Source organism: Aestuariibaculum scopimerae (genome assembly GCF_059428085.1).
In genome coordinates this window covers 1,043,249-1,059,739 of sequence record NZ_CM182089.1, presented here as the reverse complement: position 1 = coordinate 1,059,739, position 16,491 = coordinate 1,043,249, and the positions used below count along the sequence as shown (strand labels likewise).

General features: G+C 33.6%; 15 protein-coding genes and 1 pseudogene. 13 read left to right on the top strand and 3 right to left on the bottom strand.

Going from position 1 to position 16,491, the window contains the following annotated elements; genetic code table 11:
- The first annotated feature begins 7 nt into the window (after nucleotides 1-7).
- Entirely contained in the window at nucleotides 8-931 is a 924-nt protein-coding gene (locus AC5SR4_RS04740; protein ID WP_495358389.1) for a M28 family peptidase, read from the top strand.
- Here AC5SR4_RS04740 and AC5SR4_RS04735 read toward each other — a convergent pair.
- Nucleotides 928-4,347 carry a DUF8818 domain-containing protein gene (locus AC5SR4_RS04735; RefSeq protein WP_495358388.1) on the bottom strand — a complete coding sequence of 1,140 codons (3,420 nt, stop codon included), beginning with the start codon at nucleotides 4,345-4,347 and terminating at the stop codon, nucleotides 928-930. The genes AC5SR4_RS04740 and AC5SR4_RS04735 overlap by 4 nt on opposite strands.
- A gap of 170 nt (nucleotides 4,348-4,517) precedes the next feature.
- On the opposite strand from AC5SR4_RS04735, the gene AC5SR4_RS04730 reads away from it, so the two are divergent.
- The 8 genes and pseudogenes from AC5SR4_RS04730 (at nucleotide 4,518) to AC5SR4_RS04695 (ending at nucleotide 10,331) form a co-directional block, all read left to right on the top strand.
- Nucleotides 4,518-5,282, top strand: a complete 765-nt coding sequence (locus AC5SR4_RS04730) for an exodeoxyribonuclease III (RefSeq protein WP_495358387.1) — start codon at nucleotides 4,518-4,520, stop codon at nucleotides 5,280-5,282.
- 33 nt (nucleotides 5,283-5,315) lie between these two features.
- Nucleotides 5,316-6,275 carry an OmpA/MotB family protein gene (locus tag AC5SR4_RS04725; protein ID WP_495358386.1) on the top strand — a complete coding sequence of 320 codons (960 nt, stop codon included), beginning with the start codon at nucleotides 5,316-5,318 and terminating at the stop codon, nucleotides 6,273-6,275.
- Between the two features lie 111 nt (nucleotides 6,276-6,386).
- Complete coding sequence (locus AC5SR4_RS04720) at nucleotides 6,387-7,424, top strand: aldo/keto reductase (RefSeq protein ID WP_495358385.1); 1,038 nt, start codon at nucleotides 6,387-6,389, stop codon at nucleotides 7,422-7,424.
- Between the two features lie 78 nt (nucleotides 7,425-7,502).
- Nucleotides 7,503-8,084 (top strand): hypothetical protein, encoded by a 582-nt coding sequence (locus AC5SR4_RS04715; protein ID WP_495358384.1) that lies wholly within the window; start codon nucleotides 7,503-7,505, stop codon nucleotides 8,082-8,084.
- 56 nt (nucleotides 8,085-8,140) lie between these two features.
- Entirely contained in the window at nucleotides 8,141-8,842 is a 702-nt protein-coding gene (locus tag AC5SR4_RS04710) for a hypothetical protein (protein ID WP_495358383.1), read from the top strand.
- A gap of 226 nt (nucleotides 8,843-9,068) precedes the next feature.
- Nucleotides 9,069-9,395, top strand: a complete 327-nt coding sequence (locus AC5SR4_RS04705; RefSeq protein WP_495358382.1) for a hypothetical protein — start codon at nucleotides 9,069-9,071, stop codon at nucleotides 9,393-9,395.
- Between the two features lie 31 nt (nucleotides 9,396-9,426).
- Nucleotides 9,427-9,779 (top strand): annotated as a pseudogene (locus tag AC5SR4_RS04700) (integrase core domain-containing protein); the annotation flags it as partial.
- 51 nt (nucleotides 9,780-9,830) lie between these two features.
- Complete coding sequence (locus AC5SR4_RS04695) at nucleotides 9,831-10,331, top strand: DUF6438 domain-containing protein (protein WP_495358381.1); 501 nt, start codon at nucleotides 9,831-9,833, stop codon at nucleotides 10,329-10,331.
- A 196-nt stretch (nucleotides 10,332-10,527) separates the two neighbouring features.
- On the opposite strand, the gene AC5SR4_RS04690 is transcribed toward AC5SR4_RS04695, so the two are convergent.
- Both AC5SR4_RS04690 and AC5SR4_RS04685 read right to left on the bottom strand, forming a co-directional pair.
- Nucleotides 10,528-12,075, bottom strand: coding sequence for an Rne/Rng family ribonuclease (locus AC5SR4_RS04690; protein ID WP_495358380.1), 1,548 nt, complete (start codon nucleotides 12,073-12,075; stop codon nucleotides 10,528-10,530).
- A 434-nt stretch (nucleotides 12,076-12,509) separates the two neighbouring features.
- Nucleotides 12,510-12,800, bottom strand: a complete 291-nt coding sequence (locus AC5SR4_RS04685) for an HU family DNA-binding protein (protein ID WP_495358379.1) — start codon at nucleotides 12,798-12,800, stop codon at nucleotides 12,510-12,512.
- Nucleotides 12,801-12,942: 142 nt separating this feature from the next.
- Between AC5SR4_RS04685 and mutY the strand changes: the two genes are divergently transcribed.
- The 4 genes from mutY to gldD all read left to right on the top strand — a co-directional run bounded on the left by mutY (nucleotide 12,943) and on the right by gldD (nucleotide 16,481).
- The gene (mutY, locus tag AC5SR4_RS04680) at nucleotides 12,943-13,980 is read left to right on the top strand and encodes an A/G-specific adenine glycosylase (RefSeq protein WP_495358378.1); all 1,038 of its coding nucleotides are present in this window, start codon (nucleotides 12,943-12,945) and stop codon (nucleotides 13,978-13,980) included.
- Nucleotides 13,981-14,090: 110 nt separating this feature from the next.
- Nucleotides 14,091-14,543, top strand: coding sequence for a single-stranded DNA-binding protein (locus AC5SR4_RS04675; RefSeq protein ID WP_495358377.1), 453 nt, complete (start codon nucleotides 14,091-14,093; stop codon nucleotides 14,541-14,543).
- A 50-nt stretch (nucleotides 14,544-14,593) separates the two neighbouring features.
- The gene (locus AC5SR4_RS04670) at nucleotides 14,594-15,907 is read left to right on the top strand and encodes a gliding motility-associated protein GldE (RefSeq protein ID WP_495358376.1); all 1,314 of its coding nucleotides are present in this window, start codon (nucleotides 14,594-14,596) and stop codon (nucleotides 15,905-15,907) included.
- On the top strand, nucleotides 15,897-16,481 hold the full coding sequence (gene gldD / locus AC5SR4_RS04665; protein ID WP_495358375.1) for a gliding motility lipoprotein GldD: 585 nt from the start codon (nucleotides 15,897-15,899) through the stop codon (nucleotides 16,479-16,481). The genes AC5SR4_RS04670 and gldD overlap by 11 nt, the downstream gene beginning before the upstream one ends.
- Nucleotides 16,482-16,491 lie beyond the last annotated feature (10 nt).

The window sequence follows — 16,491 nt, the reverse complement described above, 5'->3', positions numbered from 1 at the left end:
TTATTACATGTATAAAACCATATTATTTTTTGTATTGTTTAATGCCTACAACTACCTAGGTGCACAAGCAATAATCCAAAATCAATTACAAAGTCGTTCATTATTTAGCGAACAACAGCTTTTAAAACATGTTGAAGCACTATCTTCTGATGTCTTCGAAGGAAGACGCAGTGGTACTAAAGGAGCTGAAAAGGCAAAAAAATACATAATAAATCAATTTCAATCTTTAAATGTTCAGCCATTAGATAAACATTATGAACAATCCTTTCAATTTACCAAAGACGGTAAGCAATATAAAGGGGCTAATGTTTTGGGTTTTATTAAGGGAACACAGTTTAAAGATAGATACATTGTTATTAGTGCTCATTACGATCATGAAGGAATTAAATATGGTTTAATTTATAATGGGGCAGACGATAATGCCTCGGGTGTTAGTGCTTTGTTCAGTTTTGCAGAATATTTTAAAAACCACCCACCTAAACATTCGGTTATTTTGGCTGCTTTTGATGGTGAAGAATTTGGGCTTCGGGGATCTAAGTATTTTATCAATAATTCTGTAGTCCCTCTAAAACAAATAAGGTTAAACTTAAATATGGACATGATAAGTAGAAGCGAGAAGAAAGAATTATATGCCGTAGGAACCATATACAATAAACCCCTCAAGCAATTGATTTTAAGTATCAAGGATACTGGAAATGTAAAACTTCTTACGGGACATGATGAAGGGAATTGGAGAGATGATTGGACCCAAGCATCTGATCATGCATCTTTTTATAAAAAGAAAATACCATTCCTGTATTTTGGGGTAGATGACCATAAGGATTACCATGAACCTACAGACGATTTCGAGAACATACACCCAGATTTTTATATAGATGCCGTAAAAGTTATTATCTCGGTGTTTAAGAAAGCCGATCTACTCTTGCTTTAAAAATAAGCTTTTAGTTGTACCGTACCCGTGTGGATGGTTTTGCTCGTCTCTGTTTTTCTACCAAAATAACTTAAGTTCAGGTCTAAAAAATCTGTTAGCTTTTTTTGCATTAACAAACTCCAAGTAAAGTTTTTACCAGGCTGCAAGCCTTCTAGCATTTGGTATGCAACTGGGGTATTGGGGTTTCCATTAAAACTGTTGGAAAAATAATTAAGCTCGCCAATAATAGAGCTTTTTTGGCTATTTGCAAATGTAAATGATATACCGTATTTAGCCTGCTTTAAAGTCTCTAAGTTTCCAATGGTATTGTCTTTGCTCGCATGTTGGTAAAACATATCAAATCGCGAATTTTCATTAAACAAATACGACAATTTTGGACTAAAGCGTGTTTCATCAAAGCGGTAATTTTTACTAGCAAAATTTTCACTAATACTTTCGTTCTTTTCAAAATCTGATTGTAATGTTATAAGCCAACTTTCGGCTACCTTATGGTTAAAATGAAGTTGGTGGCTCTTCAAACTGTTTTCTATAAAACCAATGGATAGTATGTTACGATTTTTATTGGAAAGATATGTGTAAGACGTTGTATAGTGTTGTTTGCCCCTGTTAAAAAACAAAATATTTCTAAAATTTAACTGGAGCCCCAATTGGCTTTCACCATCACCTTTAAAAGGGTTTAAATTAAAACTATTACCCTCACGTTTAAGCTTTCTATCAACCAAATAGCTGGTTTGGCTATAAAAATGTGACCAAAACTTTTGAGCTTTATAATCGCTTACCGACCATTGAGACGGATTGATGGTTAGGGTTTGGCTTAGCCTATTTTGATGTGTTTTAATATAAACTCGATTGGGCAGTAATACCCTAATGTATTTCCCTTGGTCTTGAAATTGCGCTATTTCAAATTCCTCAAGCTCTTGTATACCATTGCCATTATAGTCAATCCATGTATAAGTGCCTTGTCCAGGTTCTACCTCAACATAGGTAAAGTCTTGTTGAGGTAAGGTTCCCGAATTGGTTTCAAAAAGTGTATTCCATTGTACAATCTGCTTAAAAAGCTTTTGGTTAAATTGTAATCTAGAGTTTATGGACTGTTCATTAGCAACCGCAGCATCTTCACTTTTTAAAACCCTGTAATTGGCATATAACGATACGTTTGTATAAGCATTTTGAATAAGTCTGGTATTTATATAATAGGTGTTAGAGGTATTAACCTTTTGTAGTTGGTTGTTTCGTATACTATCATTTACGCGGTTTTTATAACCAATTTCAGTAAATATTTTAGTACTATCACCAACACCAAAAAACACTTCATAGGACTTGAATTTTTGACTCAAAGCTGTTAACGAATCCGTTTGAATATGTTTTTGTTCATTATCCTCTACAGCCAATTTTGTGCCTAACCAACTATGTGTCATACTATAGGTTATGCGGTTGTGCGACCTTAAAAAATTTGATGTATTAATATTTGAGGTTGCATTTAAAAAACTTGAATACGACTGAATATTAAATTTATTGAGCAATAAATTAATATGGCTAACATGCCTATTACCGTTAAAATCGTTAGAATACCCCAAATGCTCAAATTGATAGGTTAGAGCACCTTTCTCGGGGTGAAAAGCTGTTAAGCCAGACCGTAATAGTGTTTGGTTGTTTAGGGCGTTGGTTGTTGTAGTTCCATTAAGGTTGCTTAAATTCCAGTCCCTATTAAACTCTGCATTGTACAATTGCTCAATTGTTCTAAAGTTCTTCTGTATATAATCACCATCGGCAAAAACATTCAAGCTCCATAAACTATCATTTTTAATAATGTTTTGTGAAATTTTTAGTTTAGTAGCCACACCATCATTGTTCGCATCATCCAAGCTAGAAAATAAGTTTAAATCGTTCTTGCTTCCTGCAATTTCAAAGTTTATTGTTGTGTTTTTAGTAGGAGCATAACGTCCGTTCAACACAGCCATTTGAAGTTTTGTTGGAGCAATAAGCTGTACAATAGGGGCATAGTTTCCTTGTAAAGGGCCTACATATTCATAAATGTTATTAATGGCATTGGTATTGCTTAAAACATAATCTCCTAGGTTGGCACCTACCTGTGTAAAAGTAACACGGTACAATTCATCATCAGGATTATTGGAAAACACAAAAGCTTCATTACCATTAACAAGTTCTTTTTTATATAGAATTCTATTGTCGTTATAAGCTTCTTTAACTTCAGAAGGGGCAACCATCATACTACGGTCGTCTCCAGCATTGCCAAGTATCTGTACTTGTTCTTCTGATAGATTTTGTTGCAGGGGTTGGTTTTTGGCATCATTTTCAGAATATACCAAAACACCTAAACTAAGTTTCTCACTTTTATAATCGCCACCACCATAGGCAACTAAGCGCGAATAATTTCGGTCACTAAATTGGTAATCTACCGTAATACGCATTTCAGAGGTTATAGGAAAGGTTGCATTAAAAATTATTTCTCCAGCGTTATAATCTATAATATAATCTTTGTCCTCACCACGTTGTACCACACTGCCATTTACATAAACCGTTTCACTACCCGATACAATAAGAACGAATAATTCGCCATTTTGTCCTTGTAGCTTATAAGGGCCTTGGTTACCTTCTTGAGCGGTAAACTGGCTTCTTGTAAACTGGCCACGAACCAAGGCCCCTGCGGCAAACAAATTGGTTTGGGAATCGTCATTGGCAAATATTGTCTTAACCGACAGGCCTTGAACACGTTTAGAAAAATTGGCAAAATACGAGTTGGTATTTTCTAAGTCAATATCACCCGCTCTTACATTCCAGTTGTCACTGTAAAGTTCAATAAAAACCTGATCGAATTCATCCAAACGCTGGCTGTAGCCACTTTCCTGAAGCGGAATGTTAGCATCTTGTATAGAAGCACGTAAGGCAACCTTTTCACTTAGTTTTCCGGAAATTTGGAGGTCTAATTCACTGTTTAAAACCGAATTTTGATTATTACCAACAGTAACCCCGCGAGAAATACTTCCTGAAGTAGCTAAACCATCAAAAGGAATAAAATTTTTAGATTCATTAGGTTGTGAGAGTTGGTAGAGTTTTTGAATGTTTTTTGTGTTGTTTACAATAACAGAATCACTTAATTGCTGATATGTTCGTGTTAAAAAATCGGGAAACCTTAAATAGTTAATACTAATGGAATCTGTTTCAACAGGTTTGTTGAATATTAAAATGGCTTTAGAAAAATCAACAGAATAATATGTAGAATCAATAATACGATCTGCTTGCCTAATTACAAAGTAATTAGGGTTAATACTAACACGATCAATAACTATAGTGTCTTTTACAGCAACTTTTTTAGTCCTATAATTTGAATTCAGGTTTTGGGTAAACCCATAAAAACCTATAAAGAGTATAAAAAGGAAGCCCGTAAATTTCATCTAGTGTTTAAACAGAATATAGTTTAAAATATTTTGTTGTTAGTTTTACTCAATATACTACAAAATCAAAATTTGTTTTTATTTATATAGTGTAAAAGTAACGCATTATTTAATTTAGCTGAAATTAACCTGCAAGGTTTTGAAAACCTTACAGGTTTAAAAAAGAAATCATGAAAATAATATCATATAACGTAAACGGTATCCGCGCAGCTATAAACAAAGGGTTTTTAGATTGGTTAAAAAGTGCCAATCCAGATGTTATTTGTTTACAGGAAATTAAGGCCATGAAAGCGCAATTGGATTTAGATGTTTTTGAAAAAGCAGGTTACAAATACAATTATTGGTTTAGCGCCCAAAAAAAAGGATATAGCGGCGTAGCTATTTTAAGTAAAAAAGAGCCCGATCATGTAGAGTATGGCACAGGAATTGATTCCATGGATTTTGAAGGTCGAAACCTGCGTGCAGACTTTGGTGATATTTCGGTAATGAGCCTATACTTACCATCTGGGACCAATGACGCACGATTAGACCATAAGTTAGAATACATGGATATGTTTCAAGATTACATTAACACCCTTAAAAAAGACATTCCTAACTTAATTGTTTGTGGCGATTTCAATATTTGCCATGAAGAAATTGATATACATAATCCCAAGGGCTTAAGTAAAGTATCTGGGTTTTTACCAGTAGAGCGCAAGTGGATTGGAAACTTTATAAATAGTGGCTTTATAGATTCCTTTAGGTTTCTAAACAAAGACTTACAACAATATAGTTGGTGGAGTTACCGTGCTAACGCCAGAGCCAATAATAAAGGTTGGCGATTAGATTATGCTATGGTTGCAAATCCGTTACAAGAAAAAATAAAAAGAGCCGTTATATTATCTAGTGCAGTGCACAGTGACCACTGTCCTATATTATTGGAAATAGAGAATTAACATAACAATAAACCTAAACAAAGAACCCAAAAAATGATAAGAAAACTTTCATTAGTCGCCCTGGCATTTGTTGCCTTAGCCTCATGTGTATCCCCAAAAGTGTACAAGGAATTAGAAGGTAAATACAATAATCTAAAAAAGGAGAACCGTAAGTTGTATGAAGAAAATGAGTCCCTTTTAGCAGCCAAAACAGAAGCCGAAAACGAATTAAGAAAGCTAAAGCAAGCATACGATGAAACCGTAGCAGAACGCGATAGGTTGCAAAGCGATTACAATGCTACAAAGGCCAATTTAGATAATTTAAAAGCATCTTATGACGCTTTAGAGAAAAACAGTTCTGCGGCAATTGCAGCCAATTCACAAAAAAACAGAGAGTTGTTAGCGCAGTTAGAAGCTAAAGAACAAGCCCTAGCCGCCGAAAATGCCCGTTTAGAAAGGTTGAAAAGAGAATTGGAAGATCGCTCTAACCGTGTTGCAGAATTAGAGAAAGTTATTGCAGACAAAGATGCGGCCATGACTGCGTTAAAAGATGCTATTTCAAGAGCTTTAACCGATTTTGAAGGTAAGGGCCTAACCGTAGAGCAACGCGATGGAAAAGTATACGTATCTATGGAAAATAAACTGTTATTTAGTTCAGGTAGCTGGGCCGTAGGTGTAGAAGGTAGAAGAGCCGTGCAACAGTTGGGAAGTGTATTGGGGCAAAACCCAGATATTGCCGTTTTAATAGAAGGCCATACCGATAATGTACCATACCAAGGCAGTGGGCAACTAACAGGCAACTGGGATTTATCTACAAAACGTGCTACAGCGATCGTTAATATTTTAAGAGAGAATCCAAATATAAACCCAGAAAACCTTACAGCAGCAGGTCGTGGGGAATATGCTCCAGTTGCAACCAATGATACTCCCGAAGGTAGAGCCAAAAACCGTAGGATAGAGGTGATTTTAACACCTAAGTTAGATGAACTATCTAAGCTGCTAAACGATAATTAAAACCTATTAAACCATATACAATTTAAACAATTTAAGCCTTTCAAAAGCAATTCTTTTGAAAGGTTTTTTTTATCTTTAATGCTTTTGCTAATCAAGATTTAAAAAGAATTCATGAAGTACACAACATTACCAAACACAAACGTAAAAGTTAGTAAAATCTGTTTAGGCACCATGACCTGGGGTAAGCAAAATACTGAAGCCGATGGGCATGCCCAGTTAGACTATGCCATAGACCAAGGTGTTAATTTTATTGATACAGCTGAAGTGTACCCCGTTCCAGCCGAAGCTGAAACACAAGGGCGAACCAGCGAGATTATTGGTACTTGGTTGCAAAAAACAGGTAATAGGGACAAGGTGGTTATAGCAACTAAAATAGCTGGCACAGGTGATTATACAGCCCATATAAGAACCACAGGTTTTAGCCCCAATGCTATTGAAGAAGCTGTAAATGCAGAACTAAAACGCCTGCAAACCGATTACATCGATTTATATCAGTTGCACTGGCCGGAACGAAATACCAACACCTTTGCGAACAGAGATTTTAAATACGATCCAAACGATCCGTGGACCGATAATTTTAATGAGGTATTACATGCCTTAGAAAAACAAATAAAGGCAGGTAAAATTCGTCATATAGGTATGTCTAACGAGAAAGCTTGGGGGGCTATGCGCTATTTGGAAGAATATAAAGCAAATAACTTACCAAGAATGATTACCATTCAAAATGCCTATTCACTAATAAATCGTGTTTTTGAAGGTGATATGGCAGAAATAAGTATGCGTGAAAATTTAGGCCTTTTGGCGTACTCACCTATGGCATTTGGCGTACTTTCTGGAAAATATATAAAAGGAACGGCGGGCGATGATGTTAGGTTGAAGTTATTTCCAAGATTTTCGCGTTACAGCAGTAACGCTTGTACAGAAGCTACTAAGCATTATTTAAAAATAGCTGAGGATAATAACATGTCTTTAGCACAAATGGCCTTGGCGTTTGTAACGCAACAGTCTTTTGTAACCAGTAATATTATTGGAGCTACTTCTATAGAGCAACTAAAAGAGAACATAGGCTCTATAAATATAACCTTAAGCGAGGCTGTTTTAGAGCAAATAAATGAGGTGCATCGTGTTATGCCCAATCCGGCAGTTTAAATTTCTATTTTAAAATTGATCATTTATAAGGCGTGGTAACTACTCTAGAAAAGGTTGTTAATACTTAAATCTTAATTTATGAAAAATTTAATTTTTATTTCAATTTTGATATTAAACCTATCATGCCAGGATATGAAGGAGGTAAATTGTTCTAGTTTACAAAAGAAAGTAGATAGCTTAATGCTAGTGCAGGAGAAATTTAAAAATTCTACTATTTATAAATTCAAAACCTTAATTGGAGAAGAAAAAAATAATGTAGCTGATACCGTTTTAATAAAAAAATACAAGGATTTATTAAATGAAGATGAGTTGTTAGATTTATACATTTGGGATAGAATTCATACTATCAATAATAATCTTCACAAAATGAATGTCCTTGAAACATTTAAGGGCAGGTATGCATTAAAACCAAACTATAATAAAAAATATGCTCAAATTACATTTATTGAAATTAAGAATGATAGCTGTTTTTTATTTAAAGATAATGGCTTGAAAGTTTCCGATAAGATCGTATTAATAAATTCTTCTAATGATTTTATAAAAGGAAAAATCATAATTAATAACTATAGGTTACTTTTAGATGGGGTTACTAAATCTATATTAATGGATGATAATTTGTGTATGGATTGTGAACAGCTTCAGTTCTATAAAACTCATTAAAAATATAATATAAGGAATGAATAAACTGATTATTTTAATAATAATTTTTTCAACTATTGACTTCCAAAGTCAAGATAAAGTTAAAAAAAAATGAATTTTTTATTGATGATTATATCAATATTATCAATAGAGATATTAGTTTAGAACAGAAAATATACAAGGCAATTTTCCCAGTGTTAGTCAAGCAGACTTTTGATGATTACAGGAAACTCCCTGCCCCTCCTTTGCCACCAAAGAATGCTTCAAAAAAAGAATTGGATAAAATAGCCGAAGCATTCGATAAAGATTTAAAAGATTATAAAACATATATAGATACTACAAAGTTTGCGCCACTATATATATTGGTAAGGGATACGGTATATGGGTTTAATAAAAAAGATTTAATCCATATTTATAATGATTATCCATATTTACACTTTATAGATACCACAATGTATAAGTCATCTTTTACAATTAATTTGTCAAATATTAAATTAAGTAAAGATTATATTTTAAAGTACAAGTCTGACTTCTCGGAAAGCATTAAAGAGTTGAGGTCAAAAGATTGGGAAAAGCATCCTGAGGAAGAAAAACATTTAAGACAGTTTTCAGGTGTGCTTTCTTTGAGTAGGATTTATTTTAATGAAGCAAAGAATTATGGTTTTTTAAGGGTTAGTTTTTATTGTGGTGAATTATGTGGCTGTAGCTATAATGTTTTGATTAAAAAGGAGCAAGATAATTGGGTAATTATAAAAACTGAAAATTTAGGCTGTGCATGATAATCTCAAGCCGCTTTATTGAAAAATATTTAACAATCTAAAAGCATAAGTGATTACGGATAAACGTTGATAACTATATTTTACCATGATTTTTAGGTTAAACAATTCATCTAATATATAAGAAACAGGAAGATATCCTCAAACAACGACTGGATCAAACCCAGGAAACCTTTTTGAAGGAAAGAAAGGTATCTTGGGCCCTTTAAACAATTTAGATTCAATTATTTTGCCTAGGCTAGTACTGCATAAAAAAGCAAAACTAACCGATTATATAAATGGCACATCCGATAATATAAAAAAGGTTATTAGTCTAAAGTTTTATGATTTTTTAAACGATTATATGGGCGTACATCAAACATGGGGAGTAAAAATCTCAAATGATGTATATCATTTTGATAGGCAGAGTATGAAATATTCAGTAAAAAAAGGGTCTTCTCAAGAATTTTATGAATACAAAATTGTACATATTTCTTATCCATCAAATGAAATTATAGATTTTGATAAGTCTAAATTCTTTTTAGATAATTTGCAGAATTATTTGGATAAGAAGTAGTAAGGGAATTTCGATGGATTATATTTCAAACCCTAAAAAAATACGTATGGATAATGGCCCTGAATTCATAGCAAATATTACTTCGGTTTGGAGCAAGATGTATGGTATAGATTTTCAATATATCCAACCGGGAAAGCCAACCCAAAATGCTTTTATAGAACGCTTTAACGGTTCTTATAGAAGAGGTGTTCTAAATAGATATATTTTTGAGACTCTAGAACAGGTTCGTGAACAAACTCAGATTTGGATACATGATTATAACTATAACAGACCTCACGATGCGCTTGGAAAATTGTCCCCAAAAAAATATGCAGAAATCAATTGTAATGGGGTTACCCCATTACAATTGAAAACAATAACTTTATAGAAATTTTAGACAATTAAACAGTTCTAATCTGGGGAAGCTTACAGAACCATGTAATAAAAACATAAGTAATGAAAAGACTAATTTTTTTGATAATAGTTTTATTTACTATTAACCTGCAAAGTCAAAACAAAATAGAAAAAATAGAATTTTTTACTGAAGGTTATGCCAGTACTCCTGATTATGATTTAATTATCTATTCTGATAGAACAGCTGTGTTCAATGCACGTAATGACAATTATAAAATATTTTCCAATAATGATATGGTAGGTTATGGAGAAGACAATAAAGGTGTTAATGTTAGAGAATCGGAAGTTAAAGGAATATTTGTAGCTAAGCTTGAAAAGAAAGTTTACAATAAAATTGTTAAGCTTATCTTTTCATTAGATGAAGCGTTTGATAAAGAAACATTTAGCAGTAATACGCTTCATGGTTCTATTAGAAAATTAAAAGTCACATATAATAGTAATAAAACTGAACAAATTTACGATGAAGGAATTGGAGGTGGTAAAGATTTATTGGAGCTCTATAACTATTTGAGTGAATTAAGGTTTAATCAAAACTGGAAATAAGGTTAAACACTTTAACCTTACTATGTTAGATGCCTTAACCTTACTATGTATTACAATCTGCCATATATATGACCGATACCAATCCATATATATGACCGATATCATGTCATTACTATGTCCAACAGTTGGAAGTTTAAGCAATATAAAAACCAAAACTAAAAAACCCCTTACTAAACAAATAGCAAGGGGTTTTTAGTTATTTAATTTGATTACCATCTTTGTCAAAAAAATGATATTCTAAATATGTGTAAGCATCTCTTGGTAGAATTTTAACCCATTTTTTATGTTCAAAAAACCATTTTGAACGTATCGATGGAAAACCTTTAGTTAAAAAGGCTGCTATAAAAGGATGTGTGTTTAAAGTCAGCTTTTTATAGTCTTTTTTTAATAGTTGTTCAAGATCGTGTGTTACTTTTTGCACCAAGCCTATGGGTGCTTCAACCTCAGAGCCGTTCATTATTTCGTCAGGATTCTCCTCCCGCGTTTTAATGTTCATTTCTGGGCGAACACGTTGTCTTGTAATTTGTATCAAACCAAATTTACTTGGCGGCAATATTTTGTGTTTTGCTCTGTCATCTTTCATTTCATCACGAAAATGATTGAACAATTTTTGCCTATTATCAGCATTGGTCATATCAATAAAATCGACTACTATAATACCACCCATATCACGTAAACGCAATTGTCTGGCTATTTCGGTAGCAGCTATTAAATTAACTTCCAGTGCTGTATCCTCTTGGCTATTCGCTTTGTTGGATCTGTTACCACTGTTAACATCTATAACATGAAGCGCCTCGGTATGTTCAATTACCAGATAGGCACCTTTTGCCATAGAAACGGTCTTGCCAAAGGAGGTCTTAATTTGTCTTTCAATTCCAAATTTTTCAAAAATAGGAACATTAGACTGATACAATTTAACTATTGATTCTTTGTTCGGTGCAATTTCATGCACGTAATCTTTAATTTGAATGTAAAGCTCTTCATCATCAACATGAATACTTGTAAAGGTGTCATTAAATATGTCTCGTAAAATAGACGAGGCTTTATTCATTTCACCTAATACTTTACTAGGATGATGCGCTTTATGTAGCTTCTTACACATTGCCGTCCAACGACTAAGCAAATTTTGTAAATCTTTATCTAGTTCAGCTACTTTTTTGCCTTGTGCTACGGTACGAACAATAATACCAAAACCTGGTGGAGTTATACTTTTCACCAATCGTTTTAGTCTGTCTTTTTCTTCTTTATTCTCTATTTTTTGTGAAATAGAAATACGACTGGAAAAAGGGACCAAAACAATATATCTGCCGGCAATAGAAAGCTCAGAGCTTATTCTAGGGCCTTTTGTAGATATAGGTTCTTTTACTATTTGTACCAATAGCGACTGATTTGATTTTAAGACATCGGAAATTTTACCGTCTTTATCAATATCTTTTTCAAATGGGAAATTCTTTAAAGTAAAATCTTTTAGCTTACCTGTGCTTACACTTTTAGTGAATTTTAAAAGGGAAGGAAGTTTTGGGCCTAAATCGTGATAATGCAAAAACGCATCTTTTTCGTAACCCACATTTACAAATGCGGCGTTTAGTCCAGGAACAGCTTTTCTTATTTTGGCTATAAACACATCACCAACCGAAAAGTTATTGCCTCCTTCATCTTTCTGTAATTCAATAAGTTTTCCATCTTTTAATAAGGCAAAATCAACATTGTTGGAACTAGATCTAATGATCAATTCTTTATCCATTTAGTTAATTTTTATCCGCACATTCAGTTAAAAAGTTAGAGATTAAAAGCGCGGTGTAGTTGGTTTAAGTACAACTTAAAACCAAATAACCAGCAATTAGCAACCAACAATTAATAACCAAAATGGTACAGATGGATTATACATTGTTTTAATTCAGTAAAATTTTAATTCACCAAATATCACAGGATTTTTTTAAATCCGTGGAGTTCATATAACACTATAAGTGCCTAAAACACGAATGAACTCATTTCAAAGAACGTTTGTTTTTTTAACCAAAAAAAGTAGTTGTCAACTACTTTTTAGTTTATTTTTTCTTTTTGTGACGGTTAGCGCGTCTACGCTTTTTACGCTTATGCGTAGCAACCTTATGTCTTTTGCGTTTTTTACCACTTGGCATAAATAGTGTTTTTTAAATTAATAATTCCTTAATGTTTTTATTTAACGTCTACATTTGTTTTTACTCCTTCAACAAAAACTTTTGCGGGCTTAAAAGCAGGGATGTTATGAGATGGTATTTTAATGGTAGTATTTTTTGAGATATTTCTACCTGTTTTTTCAGCTCTAGTTTTAATGATGAAACTTCCAAAACCTCTTAAGTAAACATTGTCACCGCCTTCCAATGATGATTTTACTTCTTCCATAAACGTTTCAACAGTTGCTTGAACATCACCTTTTTCAATTCCTAATTTCTCAGAAATTTTTGCTACTAAATCAGCTTTTGTCATTTTTAATATATTTTTTATTAGATTACTATATAATTTTAAAAGGGATGCAAATATAGGAATTTAATATTCAATATTTCAAACCTAATTCATTAAAATTTAAGATTATAAACGTTTATTTTTGTCGGCGTTATTTATTTGGTTAATGATATTTTCAAAAACATTAAGTGATTGGTATTCAAACAATAAGAGAGAATTGCCGTGGCGGCAAACCAAAGACCCATATTATATATGGTTGTCTGAAATTATTTTACAGCAAACACAAGTTAAACAAGGATTGCCATATTATAACAAGTTTATAGATGCTTTTCCAACGGTTTTTCATTTGGCCAAGGCCCAAGAAAGTTATGTGCTGAAATTGTGGCAGGGCTTAGGCTATTATTCCCGGGCAAGAAACTTACATGCTACAGCAAAACACATAGTAAATGAGTTAAACGGAGAGTTTCCCAATAATTATAAGGATCTATTAAAATTAAAAGGCGTTGGCGATTATACAGCCAGTGCCATTGCATCCATTTGCTTTAACGAACAAACTGCCGTGGTAGATGGTAACGTGTACAGAGTACTGTCGCGATATTTTGGTATAGGCACACCTATAAATTCGTCCAGTGGAAGCAAGGTGTTTAAAGATTTGGCACAAAAGTTAATTGATAAAAAAGATCCAGCAACCTTTAACCAGGCCATCATGGAGTTTGGCGCTACACAATGTAAGCCACAAAGCCCCAATTGTAAAGTTTGCCCACTCCTTACTGGGTGCATTGCCAATAACGAAAACAGGATAGCCGAGCTGCCCGTAAAAATTAAAGCGGCCAAGGCCAAAAAAAAGTATTTCAATTTTATAGTTATAATTTTAAATGGTGAAGAAACCGTTATAGAAAAACGTCAGGGCAAAGGTATTTGGCAAAACCTGTATCAATTTCCGTTAATAGAAACCCCAAAAAGTATAAACTATCAAGCATTTAGCAAGCTTTTAGTAACACATGATTTACTAAAAGGTAAGCCTTATGAATTATCACTTTATAATGAGGTGGACATTGTTCATAAATTATCGCACCAGCATTTGCACACCAAATTTTGGATTGTAACATTAGACAATTTACCTGTAAAAACGATCGCCATTTCAAAGATTCGCGATTATGCCATGCCCATCTTAATAGGGAACTTTGTTGAAACATTTTTTTAGTGCGCAGAGTATTAACAATCGTAATTTTTTTATTAATTTTAAAAATTAAGGAAAGCTATTCTAATAAATGATAAGCAATTCAGTAATTTTGCTATCTTAAAACAATAATTATGTCTGGTACATTAAACAAGGTCATGCTCATTGGCCACTTAGGAGATGAAGTGAAAATGCACTATTTTGAAGGAGGAGGTTGTATTGGTCGTTTCCCGTTGGCTACAAACGAAACCTATACCAATAGGCAAACCAATGAACGTGTTACCAATACCGAATGGCACAATATTGTAGTAAGAAACAAAGCAGCCGAGATTTGTGAAAAATACCTAAGTAAAGGGGATAAGGTTTATATTGAAGGGAGATTGAAAACCAGAAAGTGGCAAGATGAAAGTGGTCAAGAAAGATACACCACAGAAATTCAATGTACAGATTTCACTTTTCTAACAACCAAAAAAGAAAGTGAGCAAAATGCTGCTACCCATACTCCCAATACAGCATCGGAAAAACCCGTTGCCTCAAACCCAAAAGACGAACCCATAGGAGAAGAAGATGACGATCTGCCATTTTAATATTAAAGTTTCTCAAAACGAGAAGCGGTGTTTAACTAAAACTATAGTATTTGGATCCTGACCCTGCGAGTTTTATAAGTTTAATGATAGCAGTTGATATTTCAGTTGTTTTTGGTGTTGTGTTGTTGTTTTTACTGCTGTTAAGTTCGGCACTTATATCTGGTGCTGAGGTTGCTATGTTTTCGCTTACTAGAAACGATATAGAAAAGGGACTGGAAGAAAAATCGAAACGCATCCATACCATAGCCAAACTTTTAGAACGTCCTAAAAAATTGCTGGCAACCATATTGGTGGCCAATAACTTTATAAATATAGGCATAGTTATTTTATTTGCTTACCTAAGTAGCGACCTATTTACGGCCATTGCATCGCCCATAATTAAGTTTATAGTAGAAGTGGTTGTAATAACGTTCTTAATTTTGTTGTTTGGAGAAATACTGCCCAAAATATATGCCAGTAGAAACAATTTAAAATTTGCGGTTTTTATGGCATACCCACTGCGGATTTTAGATGTACTGCTCTCGCCGTTAAGCTTGCCCATGCGTAGTGTAACACTGGCCATACATAATAAGTTGGGAAAGCAAAAATCCAATTTAAGCGTAGACCAGCTATCACAAGCTTTAGAGCTTACAAGTGAAGAGGACACTACCAGAGAGGAACATAAAATACTGCAAGGCATTGTACAATTTGGGAACACCGACACCAAACAGGTTATGCGTCCTAGAATTGACATATTTGCTCTAAATATAGAACAAAAGTATGCCGAGATATTGCCCGAAATAATTAAAAATGGGTATTCCAGAATTCCTATTTACCAAGATAATATAGACACTATAAAAGGCGTACTTTACGTAAAAGATTTATTGCCTTACATAGACCGAAAACAGTTTGATTGGACTACCTTGATTAGAGAACCTTTCTTTGTGCCAGAAAACAAAAAGCTGGACGATTTAATGACCGAGTTCCAAGAGAAAAAAGTACACTTGGCAGTTGTGGTTGATGAATATGGTGGTACTTCGGGTTTGATATCCTTAGAAGACATTATAGAAGAAATAGTTGGAGATATTAGTGATGAATTTGATGATGAAGATTTAACCTATTCTAAGCTAGATGAAAACAATTATGTTTTTGAAGGAAAAACAGCTTTAAAGGACTTTTACAAGATTATTAAAATAGAAGAGAATAATGTTTTTGAAGAGAACAAAGGTGAAGCCGAGACCATCGCAGGGTTTGTTTTGGAAATATCAGGGAGCTTCCCAAAATTAAACAGCAAAATAAATTTTAAAAATTACGTTTTTAAAATTGAAGCCTTAGATAAAAAACGTATAAAGCTTATAAAATTCACCATACTTAATGAAGTATAATATTTATTTACTGGCAGTAGTAATTTGTTGTATTGTGTCTTGCGGGCAGGATTATACGCCAAAACCCAAAGCATATTTAAGATTAGAATATCCTAAGGCCCAATATAAACCTGCCGAATTACAATTACCCTTTTCGTTTGAAACCAATACGCTAGCAACAAAAACCCAAATCAAGCAACTTAACGCACCTACAGAGAGTTATGGCATTAATATAGAATATGCTACCCTTAAGGGCACCATTTTTTTAACCTATAAAGCTATAGCAGGTAGTCCAGAAAACCTAAAGAAATACCTTAGAGACGCCCAAAAGTTTACCTTAGAGCATACCATTAAAGCAAACGAAATACCGGTATTCCCATACGAAAATAAAGAACGAAATGTTTATGGTGTATTATCAGAGGTAAAAGGTAATGTGGCATCGCCCGTACAATTTTATGTTACCGATAGCGTGAACCATTTCCTAACGGGGTCGCTTTACTTTCACGCTAAGCCCAATTACGATTCTATTTTGCCTGCAGCAAACTATTTGCAAAAGGACGTAGCGCATATAATGGAAACTTTGCGTTGGAAATAAAAAAAGCTTC

Excerpts from the sequence above, each read along its gene's own strand:
- AC5SR4_RS04740 (WP_495358389.1), top strand. The coding sequence starts at position 8 with ATGTATAAAACCATATTATTTTTTGTATTGTTTAATGCCTACAACTAC.
- AC5SR4_RS04735 (WP_495358388.1), bottom strand. The coding sequence starts at position 4,347 with ATGAAATTTACGGGCTTCCTTTTTATACTCTTTATAGGTTTTTATGGG.
- AC5SR4_RS04730 (WP_495358387.1), top strand. The coding sequence starts at position 4,518 with ATGAAAATAATATCATATAACGTAAACGGTATCCGCGCAGCTATAAAC.
- AC5SR4_RS04725 (WP_495358386.1), top strand. The coding sequence starts at position 5,316 with ATGATAAGAAAACTTTCATTAGTCGCCCTGGCATTTGTTGCCTTAGCC.
- AC5SR4_RS04720 (WP_495358385.1), top strand. The coding sequence starts at position 6,387 with ATGAAGTACACAACATTACCAAACACAAACGTAAAAGTTAGTAAAATC.
- AC5SR4_RS04715 (WP_495358384.1), top strand. The coding sequence starts at position 7,503 with ATGAAAAATTTAATTTTTATTTCAATTTTGATATTAAACCTATCATGC.
- AC5SR4_RS04695 (WP_495358381.1), top strand. The coding sequence starts at position 9,831 with ATGAAAAGACTAATTTTTTTGATAATAGTTTTATTTACTATTAACCTG.
- AC5SR4_RS04690 (WP_495358380.1), bottom strand. The coding sequence starts at position 12,075 with ATGGATAAAGAATTGATCATTAGATCTAGTTCCAACAATGTTGATTTT.
- AC5SR4_RS04685 (WP_495358379.1), bottom strand. The coding sequence starts at position 12,800 with ATGACAAAAGCTGATTTAGTAGCAAAAATTTCTGAGAAATTAGGAATT.
- mutY (WP_495358378.1), top strand. The coding sequence starts at position 12,943 with ATGATATTTTCAAAAACATTAAGTGATTGGTATTCAAACAATAAGAGA.
- AC5SR4_RS04675 (WP_495358377.1), top strand. The coding sequence starts at position 14,091 with ATGTCTGGTACATTAAACAAGGTCATGCTCATTGGCCACTTAGGAGAT.
- gldD (WP_495358375.1), top strand. The coding sequence starts at position 15,897 with ATGAAGTATAATATTTATTTACTGGCAGTAGTAATTTGTTGTATTGTG.